Raw genomic sequence first — 16,831 nt, forward strand, 5'->3', positions numbered from 1 at the left:
TCAGATCGGCCCTCCTTCCCAGATCGGGATCTTTCTCCAGAAATCCCAGAATTCCGGCCAGCTGCCAACATACAAGGTTCCTGAAATCACGATGCAGATGGCGCTCCAGAACCCTGCGTTGAGTGCAAGGAAGAGGCCCACGCGGTGAATGCCGAGCGTGCCGACCGAATAGCCGATGAAGTCGCGGAAATACGTATCCTCGTATTCCGGCGTCTTCACGTCGGTCCCGTCGCTCGGGTTGACTGCTGAAAGCACCAGGCCGCCATGCAGAGCCAGGGCGAGGCAGTTCGTGAAGAAGAACGTGATCGCCAGCATGTGCACCGGATTGTAGTGGAAGTTTGCGTACATGTACCCGGTGTTCGAAACCCAATCGAGGTGCGACCAGATACCGTAGGGAAAGCCGTATCCCCACGCGCCCATCCAGACAGGCCGAATGACGACCAGCGTGAAATAAGCGAATACTGCAAAACTGAACGCGACGGGGATGTGCAAACTCATCCCCAGCTTGCGGGAGATTTCCGCCTGCCTGAGAACCCAGGAGGAGAACGCGACAATCGCGCAAGCAGTGATGACCTGCCAATACCCGCCCTCTGACAAGGGCGCGAATGCCAGGCCGTTTTCAATGGCTGGTGGTTGAATGTCGATCAGCCAGGGGTTCAAGGTCGGACCTTCGATGGCCGCAGCAAAAATCAGCATCGTTCCAAGAAGCGCGCTGATCGCCACCAAGACTCCAAAGAATCCGACATAAAACGGGCCGACCCAAAAATCGAAGAGGTCGCCGCCGATCAATGTTCCACCGCGCACGCGGTATTTCCGCTCGAAACTAAGGAGCGCCATAGGTCCATCCTTCCCGCCTGATGGCGGGTTCTGTTGTTTTACCGAAAGAAGTAGGAGGCAGGCAGGCGAACCTGCCCCCTCGCATCTTTAGTGGCCGCTATAGGGCTACCGGCGCTTCCGATGATTCAATCACAGCGGTCGCAGTCGGATTGCCAGTGGTCGAGTTATCGAGCCAGTTGTAGCGATCCGTGCTGAGCAGGATGAAGTGAATCGAGAAGGCCAGAACAGCCAGGCCGACGTGCAAAGCCACAAGAACGCGGCGGACGTCGAAATGAAGCCAAATACTCCACATGATGAAATTCCTTTGAGATTTTCAGTTGCGTATTTCAGCCAGTTTTCGTGGATCTCTCCCCGATCCCTGGCGGAGCAAGCGGCGGATTAAATCGGGAACCAGGGCTTATCGAACCACACGAGTGCGTGCGCCACGACAGCGATCGCCACGTATAGCGTGAACGTGCCCATAAACCCTTTGTGGATCTCCTTTGCCTCTTCAGGCGTCAGGTGAGTCCCAATGCGTTCAGGATCATTCATAGAAATGTCTCCGTATCAGTTGGTTGGAGTGAAGGCCGAAGCCTCCGTCGGCATCCCCGCGTGATCCCCCACGTGGATTTGGTGTGCCCTTGAAATGGGCAATCTGGATGCCGGGCACAGCGAAGAGATTTGCATGACGCTTCATGCGGTCTCCCCTTCTAGCTGCGCCCCAGAAAATTGATCGTCGAGACAGTCGGGCGTGACTGCGCTCTGTCCGCGCACCCGTGCGGTGCGCTCGGCCGCATCGCGGATGCGCTTGGCGGCGGAGATACGGATGAGGACCGGCTGCGCTTCAACCAGCCTGTCGAGCCTGGCTTTCGCTGCGTCGTCCCAAGAGACCTCGGTTTCGCTCCGGGCCGGGGTTGCCTCTGCCTTGTCCATATCGGTGCCGAGCGGCAAGATATGGAACAGCGCATCGAACAGCGCATTGCAGACTTCCTGCACGATATAGGTCGCGCCCGAATATCCCATGAAGGGCGTGCCCGTATGGCGGCGGATTGCTGCCCCGGGAAAGCTTGCCGGAATGAAGGTGCTGGTCGGACCGAAGCCGCTAGGGCATTCGGCGAGATACATCCGTTCGTTGTAACTGCCGAAAAGCACCATTGGCGGGCTGGCATGGATCGCCGCGCGCACGTCTTCGTTTTTCGGTTTGACGCCCGGCTCGCGCGAATAGGCGAAGGCGCAGGGCAGACCCATGTCCTCTTCGAGGAAGTGCCGCATTCCGCGCGCATAGGTGCCGTTGGCGACGATCCCGAAATTGGCGGTGCCGAAGAAATCCTGAGTGACCGAGCGCCACAGATCCCACAGCGGCTTGATCGTGGTGTGCTTCTCGCGCTCGATGAACGGTTCCGGGTCCAGCCCCAGCTCTGCACCCAGTGCGCGGAGGAATCTGGTGGTCGAGGACAGCCCCACCGGTGCCTGGAAATACGGCCGCTCCAGCGTTTCGCAAAGATTGCGGCCGAACTCGCGGTACATGCAGACATTGGCGTCTGCCATGCCCAGCTGGCGGATGTCGGCAAGATGGCAGCCGAGCGGGAAGACGACGCCAACTTCCGCGCCGATGCCTTCGACCAAGCGGCGGATCTCGGCAAGATCGGATGGCATGTTGAACATGCCGTAACTCGGGCCGATGATGTTGACCTTCGGCTTTTCGCCTTCCTTGCGGTCCTTGGGCTTGGGAGCCTTCTTGGGGCCGAATTCGGTCCACAGCCATGTCAGCGCACGGTCGGCGCTTTCCCACTGGTCTTCATCGATCGTGCGAGGCAGGAAACGCTTGATATTGGTGCCTTCGGGCGTCACGCCGCCGCCGATCATCTCCGAGATCGAACCGGTGACCACCACGGCAGGCAGTTCGGGGTCGAGCGTTTCCCAAGCGCGCTTCATCGCGCCCTCTGTGCCAGTCTTGCCCAGTTCCTCTTCGCCGAGTCCGGTGACGACAATCGGAAGCTCGTGCGGGGGCAGGGCGTCGGTGTAGTGCAACACAGAGGTGACGGGCAGGTTCTCGCATCCGACCGGGCCATCGATGATGACCTGCAGGCCCTTCACCGCCGTAAAGACGTAGGTGGCGCCCCAATATCCGCCTGCGCGATCATGGTCGAGGACTAGGGTCATGTGCCCACCGCCTCGGACGCCTTGCGCGCCGCTTCATTGAGAGCCGCGTATTTCTTGCGGAATTTCGGCCGGTCGACAGGGGTGTCTTCCCAGACGCCCGCGGCGTGCTCAGTCCCGACACCTTCGAAGAAGTCGCGCATCTTGTCGAAGCGCGCCTTGTTGCCCATTGCCGCGTTGATGACCTGCGCAAGGCTTCCCGCGCCGGCCGGACCCATCAGCGGGCGGGCCGAGATGAGGTTCGTGAAATAGAGCGCCGGAATAGCCTTGGCCTTCGCATGCTGCACCACTGGAGTGGTGCCGATCGCGAGATCGGGGCGGAATTCCTCGACGGCTGCAATATCTTCTTCGAGGCTGGCGCGATAATTCACCCGCACGCCCATCACCTCGAGCCATTCGCGGTCCTGATCCGACCACTGCGTTGCAGGGCAGGCCGTGCCTACATACGGCACATCCGCGCCGCTTTCGATGAGCAGCCGCGCCACGAGCAATTCGGATCCTTCATAGCCCGAAACAGTGATCCGACCCTTGATCGGATTGGCGGCCAGCGCCCCCTTGATAGCGCCGGTCATCGCGTCTTTGACGCCGTCGACTGCCTCTTGCGCCAGGCCAAGCTCATCGCGGATGCTTTGCAGCCAAGCGGCGGTACCATCGACGCCAACCGGTGCCGAGCCGATCACCGGGCGGCCTGCCGCCTGGAATTCGCGGATGCTCGCGGTGTAGAACGGATGGATCGCGGCGGCCACGGAGCAATCGAGCGCGGAATACAATTCGCGCCATTCGCGCGTCGGAACGACCGGACCTGCGGCGAGGCCAAGCGGTTCGAGCATCTGCCCGATGACCACCGGATCTGCCGGGAACATTTCGCCAAGCAGCGCGACCGTAGGCTTGTCCGAGCGCTCTTTGGGAGCGGCAACCGGGCCGGCGGCGACTTCTTCGCGCGCATATTTCAGCATCGCGCCGGCAAGAACGTCTTTCGCCTCGGCATGGGTCGGGATGCCGAACCCGGGGACGTCAATGCCGATGATACGCACGCCGTTGATCTGTTTCTTCAGTAACCGCAGCGGGACGCCGCTCGCAGTGGGCACGCAAAGATTGGTGACCACGATCGTGTCGTAATGTTCGGGATCGGCGAGGTCTTCGACCGCTTCCTTGATATCCTCGAACAGTTTGCCGGTTACCAGCGTTTCCGAGGAGAACGGGACATAGCCAACCGTCCGCCGCGCGCCGTAAAAGTGCGAGGTGAACGTCAGTCCGTAAACGCAGCAAGCACTTCCCGATAACACGGTCGCCGTGCGTTTCATCCGCAGCCCTACTCGGAGCGACCCGAAGGCAGGGCACATGCTTTGCGGTTGATCGTGTGGACCCCGCTCGGGATCGACCGGGTAATCGGCGGCGTACTGGTCGAGTATCTCGCTCTTGCCCGCAGCACGGGCGGCCTCCTGCATACGGTCCTTGCCGCCATGGCAACCGTCACCGCTGCCGGTATCGAGCTCGATCCGGTCGGGGGTGCGTTCCGCGTCGGAGGCAGCAAATTCCGTCAATCAGACCTCGTCGTAAATCACTTCAAGTGATGGCTTCTGTTCGAAGACGCCGCCGCGCATGTCGGCCTGCGTTGCCGGGACCAGTTTGATGTCGCGCCCCGTGTCTTCGGGAGAGAAAAGGTTGAGCAGGCCGTCCTGATCGAGCGGTGTGGGCTGTTTAGGAGGCGCCTCGGCGACATTCGTCGCAAGGTCTTCGAACAGGCTTGCCCACTCACCGCCGGGGGTACCGATAATCTGGTAATTGGCGCTCTTGCGGCGGATATCCTCGTTTGCCGGGATCGCGGTCAGAACCGGAATATCGACCGCCTCGGCAAAAGCCTGCGCCTCGCCCGTGCCGTCATCCTTGTTCACGATCATGCCCGCCACGCCGACATTGCCGCCCATCTTGCGGAAATATTCGACCGCGTGGCAGACGTTGTTCGCGACATAGAGGGACTGGAGGTCGTTCGAACCGACCACGATCACTTTCTGGCACATGTCGCGCGCAATCGGCAGGCCGAACCCGCCGCAGACAACGTCACCCAGGAAATCCAAGAGGACGTAGTCGAAACCCCATTCGTGGAAGCCCAGCTTTTCGAGCAGTTCGAACCCGTGAATGATCCCGCGCCCGCCGCAGCCGCGACCGACTTCGGGGCCACCAAGCTCCATGGCGAACACGCCGTCGCGCTGGAAGCACACGTCTTCGATGGTGACTTCTTCGCCTGCCAGCTTCTTCTTGGACGAGGTCTCGATGATCGTGGGGCAAGACTTGCCGCCGAACAGCAGACTGGTCGTGTCCGATTTCGGATCGCAGCCGATCAGCAGCACGCGCTTGCCCTGCTGCGCCATCATGTAGCTGAGGTTGGAAAGGGCGAAGCTCTTGCCCGAGCCGCCTTTGCCGTAGATCGCGATGACCTGCGTTTCGCTGGTTACCTCGCCGGTGTGAACCGGGTCGGGTTCCTGGGCAGCTTCATCGCGCAAACTTGCAGTCTGGGCGTCCAACATAGTCATGCAGCGGTGCTCCAATCGAGAACCATTTTGAGACAGGCAGGGTCGTTGAAAGCCTGCGGATACGCTTCGCCTGCCGCAGTGGCAGGTCGCGCATCCGTGATGAGGTTCGACAGATCGAGCTTGTCCGCTTCGATCAGGTCTAGTGTCTGGGTGAGGTCGGCAGGTTGCCATTCGGCAGCGATGCGAAGGCGCGCTTCTTTCATGAAGGCTGCGGGGAAGGCGAAATTGACTCGCTCGGCGTAGAAGCCCGCCAGCACTATCTCGCCGCCTTTCGCGAGATGCGGTGCCGCGGCATCGATGATCGCGGCATCGCCGCTCGCATCATAAACGGATCGGTAATCCCGGCGTTCGTCGGCATCGGGAGCGACGACATCATAACCCTGTGCGCCAGAGCGACGGGCCTCACTGGTTTCCCAAACTATCGGTGCCGATGCTCCCAACGCGACGGTCAGACGAGCAAGCAATCGGCCAAGGACGCCGTGGCCGATGATGAGATCAGGCGGAGTGCCGCCATTGATGGCATGGAGCGCTGTCGCGGCAAGGGCGCAAAGCACGCCCGACTGCCCGAGGCGCTCGGGCACTGGCAAGGCGCGTGCGGACGGGACGACCACATGGCTTGCGGTGCCGCCGAAAAGTCCGCGTGCATCGGTGTAGCAATTCGCGCCGGGTACGAAGACCCAGTCGCCGATCCGGCCATTCGCATCGCTGCCCACATCGACGATGCGGCCGATAGATTCGTATCCGGGGACGAGGGGGTAACCCATGCCGGGGAAATCGGGCATCCGGCCCGTCCACAGCAGTTTTTCGGTGCCGGAGCTGATCCCGCTCCATGCGATCTCGATCACGACATCGCCGGAGCCTGCCGGTGTCAACTCAAGCTCCCGCAGCGCAAGGCGCTCGGGTCCTTCGAGTATGACAGCCAGTGAGTTCATCCTCAGCACTTCCCCCTCTGCTTCTCACCGGTCCGATATTCGCGACTCGGTCAGTGGCAAGAGATACTTTCTCCAAGTGTGTGGTACGCTTTACAAGCATGAGTGTCAATTTAGACGGACACCCGACCGTCAGGCATGGGCGACAATGCAGCTGGCGATTACCGGTTGCGCAGTCGGGACGACCCGAGTGCGCGAAAATCCGGCCGCGCGCAGCATGCGCGCAACCTCGTCCGGGGATCGCGGGCGGCCCGATCCCATCGCCCACAGATAAAGGCCGAAAAACGCGTCGCCCATGGCCAGCGCTCCGGGAATGCCCGCCATCGGTTCCGCGATCAGCAGCCTGCCGCCAGGAGAGAGGCTGGCACGGATATTCCTGAGCAGCGCCATTGCAGGCTCGTCATCATGGTCGTGCAGGATTCGAATCAGAGAAACGATATCGTATCCCTGAGGTATCCCGTTCTCGAAGAAATTGCCGGGATGACAGGTCAGCCGCTCGGCCCCGACCGATTGTGCGAGAGGCCCGCGAGCGGCCTCGGCCACTTCGGGCAAGTCAAACAGCCCGAGGCGTATATGTGGATAGGCGGCACCGACGCGGCGGATGAATTCGCCATGCCCGCCGCCCACATCGAGCAGGCTGCCTTGTTTGGGAAACCGGAATGCGCCGATCACCTCGTCGGCGACGAAGCGCTGCGATGCAGCCATCAGCTCGGAATATTCCTGCGTTTCCGCGCCTCTTTCCGCCGCCCCGTGCAGCGCCCCCGCATACGACCAGTAATGCGACAGCGCCGTCGGTTCCTTGCGATTGCGGCGCAGCAGATCGATCGGGTCGGCAAGGTCGCTGTAGAGGAGACGGTGATGGCGAATCATAGCCTGCGTGCCGGGATCAGCCTGAAGCACCGCTCCCTGCTGGCCCAGCATCCACCCGTCCGACTGCGCTTCCTCGGCCAGGTCGAGCGCGCGTGCGGCCTTGAGCAGGCGCATCGCAGCATCCTCGCTCAGGTCGATATCCTGCGCGACCTCGCCCGCGCTCACAGGCCCCTTGGCCAGCAGGTCGAGCAGTCCGCTTTCGACGGCTGCGCGCAAGACCTGCGAATAGGAAAAACCGACGAGGTGATCGAACATCTGTGTTGCGCGGGTGCGAGCGACCGATCGGATGAAAGGGATTCGCGCGGCCCAGTATTGAAATCGAGAGCTGGCAAATATGGCGTTGCGGCGCGCGATCCAGCGGACCTTGAATGACGGTTCTGCCATCATTTTTGAGCGTTTTGACATCTCATATGTCCAAATGATTGGACAGGTGATAGGGTAAGGTCAATGATATTGTCCGCTGAAGGCCGCAGCTATCGCGGCGAATGCGCGCAGCTCAGGGGAGAGCGGTGGGAGAAAGGATCGCGATTATCGGTGCCGGGATGGGCGGGCTTGCCAGCGCGGCCATGCTCGCTGCACGCGGGCATGACGTCACCGTAATCGAGAAAGAGCAGTGGGTCGGAGGCAAGGCTCGAACCGTTGCGGTCGACGGGCAAGCGATCGAAGCCGGTCCGACCGTCTTTACAATGCGCGATGTCTTCGACCAGATATTCCACACCTGCGGTGCGCGACTCGAGGATTACATCAGTGTGCGCCGCGCCGAAGTGATCGCCCGCCACGCCTGGGATGACGCTGAGCGGCTCGATCTGTTTGCTGATCCCGTCCGCAGCGAAGAGGCGATCGGCGATTTTGCCGGAGCGGATGCCGCCGCCGGATATCGCGCATTTCGCAAAGAGGCGCGCCGCATTTACGAGGTGCTCGACGAACCTTTCCTGCGGGGGGACAAGTCTTCGACCCCGCTGCCGATGATGTGGCGCATGGGCCTCCACCGCATCGGTGACGCGATGGCAATGCGACCGTTCGACAATCTCTGGAAGGCGCTGGGCGAACATTTCGCCGATCCGCGCCTGCAGCAGCTCTATGGTCGCTATGCGACCTATTGCGGGTCCGATCCGTTTCAGTCCCCTGCGACCCTGATGCTGATCGCTCATACTGAGGCGCGAGGCGTCTGGTTGATCGATGGCGGCATCAGCGCGCTCGCGAATGCTCTGCGGGCGTTGGCCGAGAAAAAGGGCGTGAGGTTCCTGTCTGGTTCCAATGCGGCGCAGATCCTGATCGAGGAGCGGCGGGTCGGCGGCATAAGGCTGACAAGCGGGGATACGGTCCCGGCCAGCATCGTGATTTCCAATGCCGATCCCGCTGCGCTCGCCGGAGGCAAATTTGGCGAGCATGCGGCGCAGTCGGTGCCGAAGATGCCGGAAAGCAAACGCTCGCTTTCGGCGCTCGTCTGGTTCGCCCATGCCGAAACGGCGGGCTTCGATCTGAGCCATCACAACGTGTTCTTTTCGCCCGATTACGCGGGGGAATTCGCAGACATCGGTGCCGGCCGACCGCCATCCGACCCCACCGTTTACCTCTGCGCGCAGGACCGCAGCGCCAGCGAGCGCGCGCCCTTGCCGGCGCGGGAGAATGCCCGCGAGCGCATCCAGATCATCGTCAACGCCCCTGCCAATGGGGACACCCACCACTACTCAGCCGAGGAGATCGAGACATGCACACTCGCCATGAGGAGCAGCCTTCGAAGATGCGGGCTGACACTGGAGGATCCGATGCCGCACGAACTGGCAACGCCGGAGACGTGGGAGGAGCTGTTCCCGGCAACGGGCGGCGCCCTTTATGGCAGAGCGTCGCACGGCTGGGCGGCCTCTTTCCAGCGGCAGGGCCCGAAAACGAAGATACCGGGGCTGTATTGCGCGGGCGGGGCGACACACCCAGCGGCCGGAGTCCCGATGGCTGCCTTGTCAGGACTGCTGGCAGCGCGAACGATCGAACGGGACCTCGCTTCGATGCGGCGATTCCACCGGGCGGCTACACCTGGTGGTACATTGATGCGATCAGCGAAGACGGGCAGCACGGGCTGACGATTATCGCCTTCCTGGGGAGTGTTTTCTCTCCCTATTACAAGCGCAGCGGCAGGAACGACCCGCTCAACCATTGCTCGCTCAACGTCGCGCTGTATGGCCCGCGCGCACGCTGGGCGATGACGGAGCGGCCCTCTGGCAAGGTGTCACGCGACGTGACCAACCTTCAGATCGGCCCGAGCCATGTCGAATGGAAGGGCGACGCGCTGGAGATCACGATCGAGGAGCGCGACAAGCGGCTGTTCAATCCCTTTCGCCGGCCGGTTCGGGGCAAGGTCCGGGTCATTCCCGAAGCGCTCAATCCCGCATGTTTCGCGCTCGACCCAAGCGAAAACCACATCTGGCATTGCATGGCGCCGCGCGCCCGGATCGAGGTCGCCATGGAAGAACCGGCCGTATCTTGGAGTGGGGCGGGCTATTTCGATCACAACCGCGGATCGGAGCCGCTCGAAAACGGTTTCAGAGTATGGCACTGGTCGCGCGCGCACATGAAAAGCGGGGCGGTGGTATGCTATGAAGGCGAACGCGGCGACGGATCCGTTTTCGCGAGCGCAATCCGTTTCGGCGCGGACGGAATTCCCGATGAAGCCCAGTTGCCGCCATCCGCCGACTTGCCCAGCAGCCGATGGGGCATTGCGCGCCGAACGCGCTCCGAAATCGGCTTTGCGGAAGTCAGCCGCACGTGGGAGGATACTCCGTTCTATGCACGGTCGGAGCTGGCCTCCAGGCTTTACGGTGAGGATGTGGTGTCGGTGCAGGAAAGCCTCGATATGCGACGTTTTGCTTCGCCACTGGTGCAGTTCATGCTGCCATACCGGATGCCGCGGCAAAAACGCTGACCGTCACTCCTCCGGCGTATCCGCATTGGTTTTAGCCTCAGCTTCAGCTTCGGCCTCGGCCTTTTCCTTGCGGATCTGTTTCAGGTCACGGTCCATTTTCCACCACTGCCACAGGCCGAAACTGATCGCGATTCCATAGAAGAAAACGATCTCAATCCAGCCGAAATTGTCATCCATCTGCCGGTCCTCGCTAGGTCGCCGGCGCCATAGCATGCGCGGCGAGGAAGGGGGAGATGTGCGCCATCACCTGATCCGGCGCTTCCTCATGCGCGAGATGGCCGAGATTTTCGATCACTTCGAGGGCAGCGTCGGGCAGCCATCCATGCGCCTCCTGCGCCCAATCGAGGGGGATCGCCGCGTCCTTGTCCGAATGCACCATAAGCACGGGATTAGAGACCGATCGCATCCGCGTGCGCAGCGTGGGCAGATCCCAGTTCGCCATCATCGCAAGCGCGCCTTTAGTGTGGCGGGAATTTGACAGCAGCGCTTCGTAACAGGCGAGGCCATCGGCACCGATCTGCGAATTGGTGGCCCGGAGAATGAACCGGTCGGTATCGCCGGATAGCGCCGCTGCCCCTGAGAAGAGACGGGGCACGAGCGGATTGACGAAGAGGAGCTTCGCTACCGCGGGGAAGAGCTGGGCGGCGAGGCCGGGGAAGGGGCGAAGCGCTGAATTGAGGCCTATGATCGGCCCTGAATACTGATGGTCGAGCGCCAGCTGAAGGGCCAGCGCAGCGCCGGCCGAATGGCCGATTATCGCAGAGGGGGCGGCACCGAGTGTATCCAGCAGACGCGCAAGGGTGCTCGCCATTCGCGGAAGCGACATGTCATCGGGCGGGTGTCCCGCCGTGAATGCATGGCGGGGCAGGTCCGGGGCGATGACATGATGCGTTTCCGCCAGCAGCGGCATCAACGGTCCCCAGGAATGCACCGACGCACCGGTGCCGTGGAGCAGCAATAGAAGCGGACTTTCCGGATCGCCCATTCGCTGGACGTGCCAGCGGGTTCGGCCGACCGGCACGAATTCGCTCGCCTCGCGGTGCGGCCAGATCAGCCCTTCGTGGTCCCATCGGAGCGCGCGGCTCATGCGGCTGACCGTGCAGGCTGCATCGCGGAGATCGCACCGTGCAGCGATTTTGCATCGGCGCGCGGCAGCGCCAGAAAACGGGCCTGCATCAGATCCGCAAGCGCGGGAGCGTCGGGTCCGGGCCGGGCGGAGATATCCACCACGAGCGCATCTATCCCCTCGCGGGCAATTGCCTTGGCAGCGGCCTCCGCGTCTTCTTTCGCCTGTTTTCTGCCCGGTGCACCGTCAGCAGCGATGTTGCCGCGCCCGTCGGTGAGGAACACGAGGCTGGCGGTGCGCCCCCGCGCCCTCACGCTGATCGCGGCCTCGCGCGCAGCGTTCAATCCCATCGCCAGCGGTGTGCCGCCTCCGCCCGGCAGCTCTGCGAGCGCCCGGCGCGCCCGCGTTAGCGAGCGTGTGGGAGGCAGCAGCAACTCCGCATTATCGCCACGAAACGCGATCAGCGCGACTTCGCTGCGGGTGACGTAGGCCTGAGCCAGCATCAGTTCGACAGCTCCCTTCGCCTCGGCAAGACGGGCAGCTGCCGCAGAGCCTGAGGCATCGACGGCAAAGATCGTGACGCGCGCGGCCTTTTCCTCGAACCGGCGAACCCTGAGATCATCTTTGCGCGTGAGGATCGCGTTGCGCTCCGCGCCGGGCTGTTCGCGGCGGCGGATTGCCTGCCACGGCACGGCGGCTCGCAGTGTGTCGATCAGGGCGAGCCTCGCGCCTCCGTGCGGCATGCCGGGCCGGGCGCTCAGCGGTTTTCCGCGAACGCCCGATTTGCGCCTTTGACCCGATCCGCTTCCCGATGATTTACGCGGTGCCTGACCCTTCGCCAATTGCGCAAGCAGGTCCGCCGGGATCGTCGCTGCGGCGGCTTCGACCAGCATTTCATCAAGCGTTTGATCTGGACGCTTGCTGTCCGTGTCCTCCCGCTCATCGCCATGATCCTGCGGCGGGTCAGCGGGGGTATCCTCTTGCTGGTGCTCTTCGGCGGGAGGAAGCTGCGTGGCGCGCGGGGCGAGCACCAGTCGCGCAGCAACCGCAAGATCAGTCTGTGAAGGAACACGCCGCCCGGTGAGGGCCGCATGCGCTCTTGCCGCCTGGCCCGCCGCCAGCAGCGGACGCAGGGAATGCACTCCAAGGGCTGCAGCCGTCGCGGCCAGCGCCTCGAGCGCTTCATCTTCGAGCGGGTCCACCGCACCCAGATCGAGTGCGGTTTTTGCAGTCAGGTTGATCGGAGTAGCTGCGCGCGAATGGGTGAGGTTGCAGTGAAACGCGCACCGTTCCATCAGGCTTGCCGGCGGCGAATCATCGGGCTCTCGTCCGTCGTCCAGCAGGATAAGCGAGATATCGCCCTGATCGAGCGCCTGGGCGAGCCTGCCCGCAATGGCGTCGCCCATCCGCTCCGCCATGGGCACAAGCAGCAAGCCGCCCTTGGCCTCCGCCAGCAGGCCGGATTGCTTGATCGGGCGGCCTGCCGAAAGGCTTGCAGCGATGTCTATTCCACCCAGCAATCGCTCGTCATCGATATGGCCGGGAAGCTTTCGGATCGCTCCAGACTCGCCCATTGCCTGGACCAGCAGATCGCGCGCGGGGCTCGATCCGCGCAGCGCCATGCCCCCGAACGATGCGGGAGCGATTAGGAGCAATTGCGCCGCCAGGGCGGCATCTTGAATGGGATCGGGCGGGTCCGCCGGTGTCATCCGAACAATTCGTCGATGGCGCGGGTGATCCGCGCGGTCGATCCGGTTTCGTCGAGCACATCGCGCCGCAGCCGGTGACGCAGCGCTGAGGGCGCTACTGCGATGAGGTGTTCGCGCTTGACCGAACGCGCGCCGTCCAGCGCGGCAAGCGCCCGCGACGCCCGCATCAATGTCAGTTCGCCGCGCAGGCCATCAGCCCCGACCGCAAGACACAATTGCGCCGCGTCGGTAAGCACGTCTTCGCCCGGCTCCAGCTTGGCCAGTTTCGCTTTTCCGCGTGCGATCTGTTTAAGGGTTTTCTCGTCCTCGCCAGCCCACTTTTCCGCGAAGCCTGCGGGATCGCGTTCGTTCGCCGCGACCAGCCGCATGATCTCCACGCGCGTTTCGATGTCTTCGGGCGTGCGCACCTCGACCGAGAGGCCAAACCGGTCGAGCAGCTGAGGGCGCAATTCCCCCTCTTCGGGATTGCCGCTGCCGATCAGGACGAACTTGGCCCGGTGGCGCACCGATAACCCCTCGCGCTCGACCACGTTCTCGCCCGATGCGGCGACGTCGAGCAGCAGGTCGACAAGGTGATCTTCGAGCAGGTTGATCTCGTCGATATACAAAAACCCGCGATGCGCCTTTGCCAGCAGTCCCGGTTCGAACGCCTTCTCACCTGCCCTCAATGCGCGTTCCAGATCGAGCGAGCCGATCACGCGGTCTTCGGTCGCGCCAAGCGGCAGATCCACAAACGGGACGTCGCGTTTGCGCACCCGGCCCGATGTGCACGGATCGGGGCAGGTGCCACGCTGCTCCCCGGTGCAGCCATAGCGGCAATCCGCAATTGCGGAAATTTGCGGCAATAGCCCTGCGAGCGCTCGCGCTGCGGTGGATTTGCCCGTCCCGCGATCACCGAAAACCATCACCCCGCCGACGCTCGGATCGACGGCCGCGATCAGCAACGCCTGCTTCATCTCGTCCTGACCGACGATTGCAGAAAAAGGAAACCTAGCCATTGCGGGCTCTTGTGAACGCTGCTGCGCGATTGGACAAGCGCCTCTGACGATTTGAGGTGACAATTCGCCCTGACACTCGGGCCTGACTATTGTTTCGCGATCCGATTGAGCAGCAGCACGGGCAGAAGACCTGCGGCGAGCAGGATGAGAGCGGGGATCGAGGCTTCGACCAGCCGTTCATCGCTCGCAAGGCGGTAAGTGCGCGTCGCCAGCGTTTCGAGGTTGAACGGGCGCAGGATCAGGGTCGCGGGCAATTCCCGGACTGTGTCGATGAAGACGAGCGCTGCCGCGCCCAAAAGGCTGGGCCGCAGCAGGGGCACATAGATGCGGGCAAGGACGCGCGCGGGGTTTGCACCCAGCGACCGGGCCGCCGCGTCGAGCGAGGGGGGGATCTTCGACAGGCCGCCATCGACCGAATTGTACGCCACCGTCAGGAACCGAACCGATAGCGCGTAGATTAGGATGATGCTTGTACCGGTGAGCAGCAACCCGCCGTCATAACCCAGGCTGTCGCGGGCAAAGCGCGTAAGGCTGACATCGACAGCTCCCAGAGGCGCAAGCAATCCGACCGCCAGCAATGCGCCGGGCAGCGCATAGCCAAGAGTCGCGATGCGAATGGTCCCTTTGACCGCGCGGCTGGTGGTGCGCGCCTTCGCAAAGGCAAGCAGCAGGGCCGTAAGCAGACATGCGATTGAAGTCGCTAGGCCCAGCCACAGGCTTCCGCTGGCATAGGTGCCGAGCCCGCCCGCTGCCTGAAGCGCGACATCGCTTGCCGATAGCCACAGCAAGTGCGCAGCGGGAATGACGAAACCGAGGAGAACGGGCAGGATGCAGGCCAGCGCCGCTCCGGCCTTGCCCATGGGAGACAACGCGATCAACGGCCCGGCCGTGCCTCTCGCAAGACCGTCTTGGCTGTCGCTCCGCCCCTTGCGGGTCGCGGTCTCCAGCGCAATCAGGACGATCACGAACACAAGCATGATCGCTGCGAGTTTCAGTGCGACCTGCTTGTCCCCCATCAGCAGCCAGCTGCGGAATATGCCTGTGCTGAAAGTCGGGATGGCGAAATATTGGGCGACACCGAAATCGGCGAGCACTTCCATCAGGACCAGCGCCAATCCCCCTGCAATGGCAGGCCGCGCGGCAGGAAGTGCAACGCGGAAGAACGCGCGCGAAGGGGACGCGCCAAGGCTGCGCGCGGCCTTGAACTGAGACTGGCTTTGCGTAGCGAAGGCAGCGCGGGCGAGCAGGTAGACATAAGGATAGAGCACGATTGCGAGCACGAAGGCGCCGCCCGCCAGCGAGCGCACTTGCGGGAACCAGTATTGGCCCACTTGCGCGCCGGTGAGCGCGCGAAGGCCCGATTGGACGGGTCCGGTAAAATCAAGCAGGTCTGCGTAAATATACGCCCCGATATAAGCGGGCACCGCCAGCGGAAGGACGAGGGCCCAGCTCAACAAACGACGGCCCGGAAACTCCGCCGCACTCACCAGCCAGGCGCAGCCTGCGCCGATCATCAATGCCAGGCCGCCAGCGAGCAGCATCAGCAACAGCGTATTACCCGCGTACCGCGGCAGGACCGATCCCGCGAGATGCGACAGCGCTTCCATCCCCCCGCTGGGAGCGGAGGCAAGGATCGCGATGATCGGCAGTGCGGCGAGCGCCGCAACGATGACCGCCGATAGCAGCCAGCCATCCACGCTCCAGCTTCGCATCGAAGCGCGAGGCGTGCTTGCTTCGGACGCGTCAACTTGCCTAAGGCGGCTTACCACGTGCGCGCATCCATTTTAGCCGGAACCCACAATTGAGCCTCGAATTTCGCCATATTGCCCATGCTTACGGTTCAGTGCAGGCACTTGAAGACGTCAGCTTCACCGCACCGACGGGTGAGATCACCTGCCTGCTTGGATCGTCGGGTTGCGGAAAGTCAACCTTGCTGAACCTTGCTGCCGGATTATTGCCGGTGCAGCGGGGGTTGGTGCGGCTCGGCGATGAAGTGCTTGCCGACGAGAGCCGCAATCCGCCGCCGGAGAAGCGCCCCGTCGGGCTGGTGTTCCAGGACGGCGCGCTCTTCCCGCACATGACGATCGCGCAAAATATCGGTTTCGGGCTTGGCCGGGACGATATCGGCAAAGTGGAAAGCTGGCTCGATCACGCGGGGCTGACGGGGCTGGGTGCGCGCTATCCGCACCAGCTTTCCGGCGGGCAACAGCAACGCGCCGCGCTTGCAAGAGCGATGGCACCTGGCCCGCAGGTGTTGCTGATGGACGAACCATTCGCGAGCGTCGATATCGTGCTGCGCCGCCGCCTGCGCCGCGATTGCCGCATCCTCCTTCGCGAGCAGGGCGCGACCACGGTGCTGGTCACTCACGATCCGTCCGAAGCGCTCGATATCGCAGACCGGATCGCGGTGATGGAAGCGGGGCGGATCGTGCAATTCGGCACTCCCGATGAACTGCACCAGGCGCCGGCGACTGCATCTGTCGGTGCGATCTTCGGCGGTGCGCAGGTCGTCTCGGCGGAGCGCGACGGTGCTGGCCTGCGGACGGCGTTCGGAACATGGTTGCAGGATACGGTTGCAGGAGATTTGCCGGATACGGCGCAATTGGATTTGCTGTTGTTCGCAAACGGGCTCGACATCGTGCCTGATCCCGCTGGACTTGCGGTGCGTGACATTCACCCGGTAGGCGCTGATTTCCGCGTGCTGCTTTCAGCGCAGGACGGTCAGGAAATCACGGTCGAAACCGGCACCGCCGCTGCACCCGGAACGCGGTACAAGGTGACCCCTAAACCGAACAGCATTCGCGCATTTGCGCGCACTTAGCGCTTGCG

Annotated in this window: 16 protein-coding genes; 3 read left to right on the top strand and 13 right to left on the bottom strand. The window is 63.0% G+C overall.

The features are described from left to right. From pufL to KCG45_RS09460, 8 genes are all read right to left on the bottom strand, one after another. Positions 1-837, bottom strand: coding sequence for a photosynthetic reaction center subunit L (gene pufL, locus KCG45_RS09425; RefSeq protein WP_218317000.1), 837 nt, complete (start codon positions 835-837; stop codon positions 1-3). 97 nt (positions 838-934) lie between these two features. Further along, on the bottom strand, positions 935-1,129 hold the full coding sequence (gene pufA, locus KCG45_RS09430; RefSeq protein ID WP_190786687.1) for a light-harvesting antenna LH1, alpha subunit: 195 nt from the start codon (positions 1,127-1,129) through the stop codon (positions 935-937). A gap of 86 nt (positions 1,130-1,215) precedes the next feature. Then, positions 1,216-1,368 carry a light-harvesting antenna LH1, beta subunit gene (gene pufB / locus KCG45_RS09435; RefSeq protein WP_190786688.1) on the bottom strand — a complete coding sequence of 51 codons (153 nt, stop codon included), beginning with the start codon at positions 1,366-1,368 and terminating at the stop codon, positions 1,216-1,218. 141 nt (positions 1,369-1,509) lie between these two features. Continuing rightward, on the bottom strand, positions 1,510-2,979 hold the full coding sequence (gene bchZ, locus KCG45_RS09440; protein WP_218317001.1) for a chlorophyllide a reductase subunit Z: 1,470 nt from the start codon (positions 2,977-2,979) through the stop codon (positions 1,510-1,512). Beyond that, positions 2,976-4,424 (bottom strand): chlorophyllide a reductase subunit Y, encoded by a 1,449-nt coding sequence (gene bchY, locus KCG45_RS09445; RefSeq protein ID WP_218317620.1) that lies wholly within the window; start codon positions 4,422-4,424, stop codon positions 2,976-2,978. Before bchY ends, bchZ begins: the two co-directional genes overlap by 4 nt. A gap of 96 nt (positions 4,425-4,520) precedes the next feature. After that, positions 4,521-5,510, bottom strand: a complete 990-nt coding sequence (locus tag KCG45_RS09450; protein ID WP_218317002.1) for a chlorophyllide a reductase iron protein subunit X — start codon at positions 5,508-5,510, stop codon at positions 4,521-4,523. Next, complete coding sequence (bchC, locus tag KCG45_RS09455; RefSeq protein ID WP_218317003.1) at positions 5,507-6,442, bottom strand: chlorophyll synthesis pathway protein BchC; 936 nt, start codon at positions 6,440-6,442, stop codon at positions 5,507-5,509. The genes KCG45_RS09450 and bchC overlap by 4 nt, the downstream gene beginning before the upstream one ends. Before the next feature lie 129 nt (positions 6,443-6,571). Next, positions 6,572-7,564 carry a methyltransferase gene (locus KCG45_RS09460; protein WP_255548112.1) on the bottom strand — a complete coding sequence of 331 codons (993 nt, stop codon included), beginning with the start codon at positions 7,562-7,564 and terminating at the stop codon, positions 6,572-6,574. A 254-nt stretch (positions 7,565-7,818) separates the two neighbouring features. On the opposite strand from KCG45_RS09460, the gene crtD reads away from it, so the two are divergent. After that, complete coding sequence (gene crtD / locus KCG45_RS09465; RefSeq protein ID WP_369410770.1) at positions 7,819-9,390, top strand: 1-hydroxycarotenoid 3,4-desaturase CrtD; 1,572 nt, start codon at positions 7,819-7,821, stop codon at positions 9,388-9,390. 14 nt (positions 9,391-9,404) lie between these two features. Beyond that, positions 9,405-10,229: a carotenoid 1,2-hydratase family protein gene (locus KCG45_RS09470; protein ID WP_500794279.1), complete on the top strand. Its 825-nt coding sequence runs from the start codon at positions 9,405-9,407 to the stop codon at positions 10,227-10,229. 3 nt (positions 10,230-10,232) lie between these two features. On the opposite strand, the gene KCG45_RS09475 is transcribed toward KCG45_RS09470, so the two are convergent. From KCG45_RS09475 to KCG45_RS09495, 5 genes are all read right to left on the bottom strand, one after another. Beyond that, positions 10,233-10,406: a hypothetical protein gene (locus KCG45_RS09475; protein WP_218317006.1), complete on the bottom strand. Its 174-nt coding sequence runs from the start codon at positions 10,404-10,406 to the stop codon at positions 10,233-10,235. Between the two features lie 13 nt (positions 10,407-10,419). Then, positions 10,420-11,316: an alpha/beta fold hydrolase BchO gene (gene bchO / locus KCG45_RS09480; protein WP_218317007.1), complete on the bottom strand. Its 897-nt coding sequence runs from the start codon at positions 11,314-11,316 to the stop codon at positions 10,420-10,422. Next, on the bottom strand, positions 11,313-13,004 hold the full coding sequence (locus KCG45_RS09485) for a magnesium chelatase subunit D (protein WP_218317008.1): 1,692 nt from the start codon (positions 13,002-13,004) through the stop codon (positions 11,313-11,315). The genes bchO and KCG45_RS09485 overlap by 4 nt, the downstream gene beginning before the upstream one ends. After that, positions 13,001-14,002, bottom strand: coding sequence for a magnesium chelatase ATPase subunit I (locus KCG45_RS09490; RefSeq protein ID WP_218317009.1), 1,002 nt, complete (start codon positions 14,000-14,002; stop codon positions 13,001-13,003). The genes KCG45_RS09485 and KCG45_RS09490 overlap by 4 nt, the downstream gene beginning before the upstream one ends. Before the next feature lie 86 nt (positions 14,003-14,088). Continuing rightward, entirely contained in the window at positions 14,089-15,714 is a 1,626-nt protein-coding gene (locus KCG45_RS09495; protein WP_218317010.1) for an ABC transporter permease, read from the bottom strand. A gap of 89 nt (positions 15,715-15,803) precedes the next feature. Here KCG45_RS09495 and KCG45_RS09500 point away from each other — a divergent pair, with 89 nt between their 5' ends. Next, positions 15,804-16,823 (top strand): ABC transporter ATP-binding protein, encoded by a 1,020-nt coding sequence (locus KCG45_RS09500; protein ID WP_255548113.1) that lies wholly within the window; start codon positions 15,804-15,806, stop codon positions 16,821-16,823. Positions 16,824-16,831 lie beyond the last annotated feature (8 nt).

The organism is Erythrobacter ani, assembly GCF_019204025.1.
Lineage (GTDB): Bacteria > Pseudomonadota > Alphaproteobacteria > Sphingomonadales > Sphingomonadaceae > Erythrobacter > Erythrobacter ani.

What these genes read in the sequence shown, in the direction of transcription:
- KCG45_RS09460 (WP_255548112.1), bottom strand. Translation starts at nt 7,564, where the DNA reads ATGTTCGATCACCTCGTCGGTTTTTCCTATTCGCAGGTCTTGCGCGCA.
- bchZ (WP_218317001.1), bottom strand. Translation starts at nt 2,979, where the DNA reads ATGACCCTAGTCCTCGACCATGATCGCGCAGGCGGATATTGGGGCGCC.
- KCG45_RS09495 (WP_218317010.1), bottom strand. Translation starts at nt 15,714, where the DNA reads ATGCGAAGCTGGAGCGTGGATGGCTGGCTGCTATCGGCGGTCATCGTT.
- bchO (WP_218317007.1), bottom strand. Translation starts at nt 11,316, where the DNA reads ATGAGCCGCGCGCTCCGATGGGACCACGAAGGGCTGATCTGGCCGCAC.
- pufL (WP_218317000.1), bottom strand. Translation starts at nt 837, where the DNA reads ATGGCGCTCCTTAGTTTCGAGCGGAAATACCGCGTGCGCGGTGGAACA.
- bchC (WP_218317003.1), bottom strand. Translation starts at nt 6,442, where the DNA reads ATGAACTCACTGGCTGTCATACTCGAAGGACCCGAGCGCCTTGCGCTG.
- KCG45_RS09475 (WP_218317006.1), bottom strand. Translation starts at nt 10,406, where the DNA reads ATGGATGACAATTTCGGCTGGATTGAGATCGTTTTCTTCTATGGAATC.
- KCG45_RS09490 (WP_218317009.1), bottom strand. Translation starts at nt 14,002, where the DNA reads ATGGCTAGGTTTCCTTTTTCTGCAATCGTCGGTCAGGACGAGATGAAG.
- KCG45_RS09450 (WP_218317002.1), bottom strand. Translation starts at nt 5,510, where the DNA reads ATGACTATGTTGGACGCCCAGACTGCAAGTTTGCGCGATGAAGCTGCC.
- pufB (WP_190786688.1), bottom strand. Translation starts at nt 1,368, where the DNA reads ATGAATGATCCTGAACGCATTGGGACTCACCTGACGCCTGAAGAGGCA.
- KCG45_RS09485 (WP_218317008.1), bottom strand. Translation starts at nt 13,004, where the DNA reads ATGACACCGGCGGACCCGCCCGATCCCATTCAAGATGCCGCCCTGGCG.
- pufA (WP_190786687.1), bottom strand. Translation starts at nt 1,129, where the DNA reads ATGTGGAGTATTTGGCTTCATTTCGACGTCCGCCGCGTTCTTGTGGCT.
- bchY (WP_218317620.1), bottom strand. Translation starts at nt 4,424, where the DNA reads ATGCAGGAGGCCGCCCGTGCTGCGGGCAAGAGCGAGATACTCGACCAG.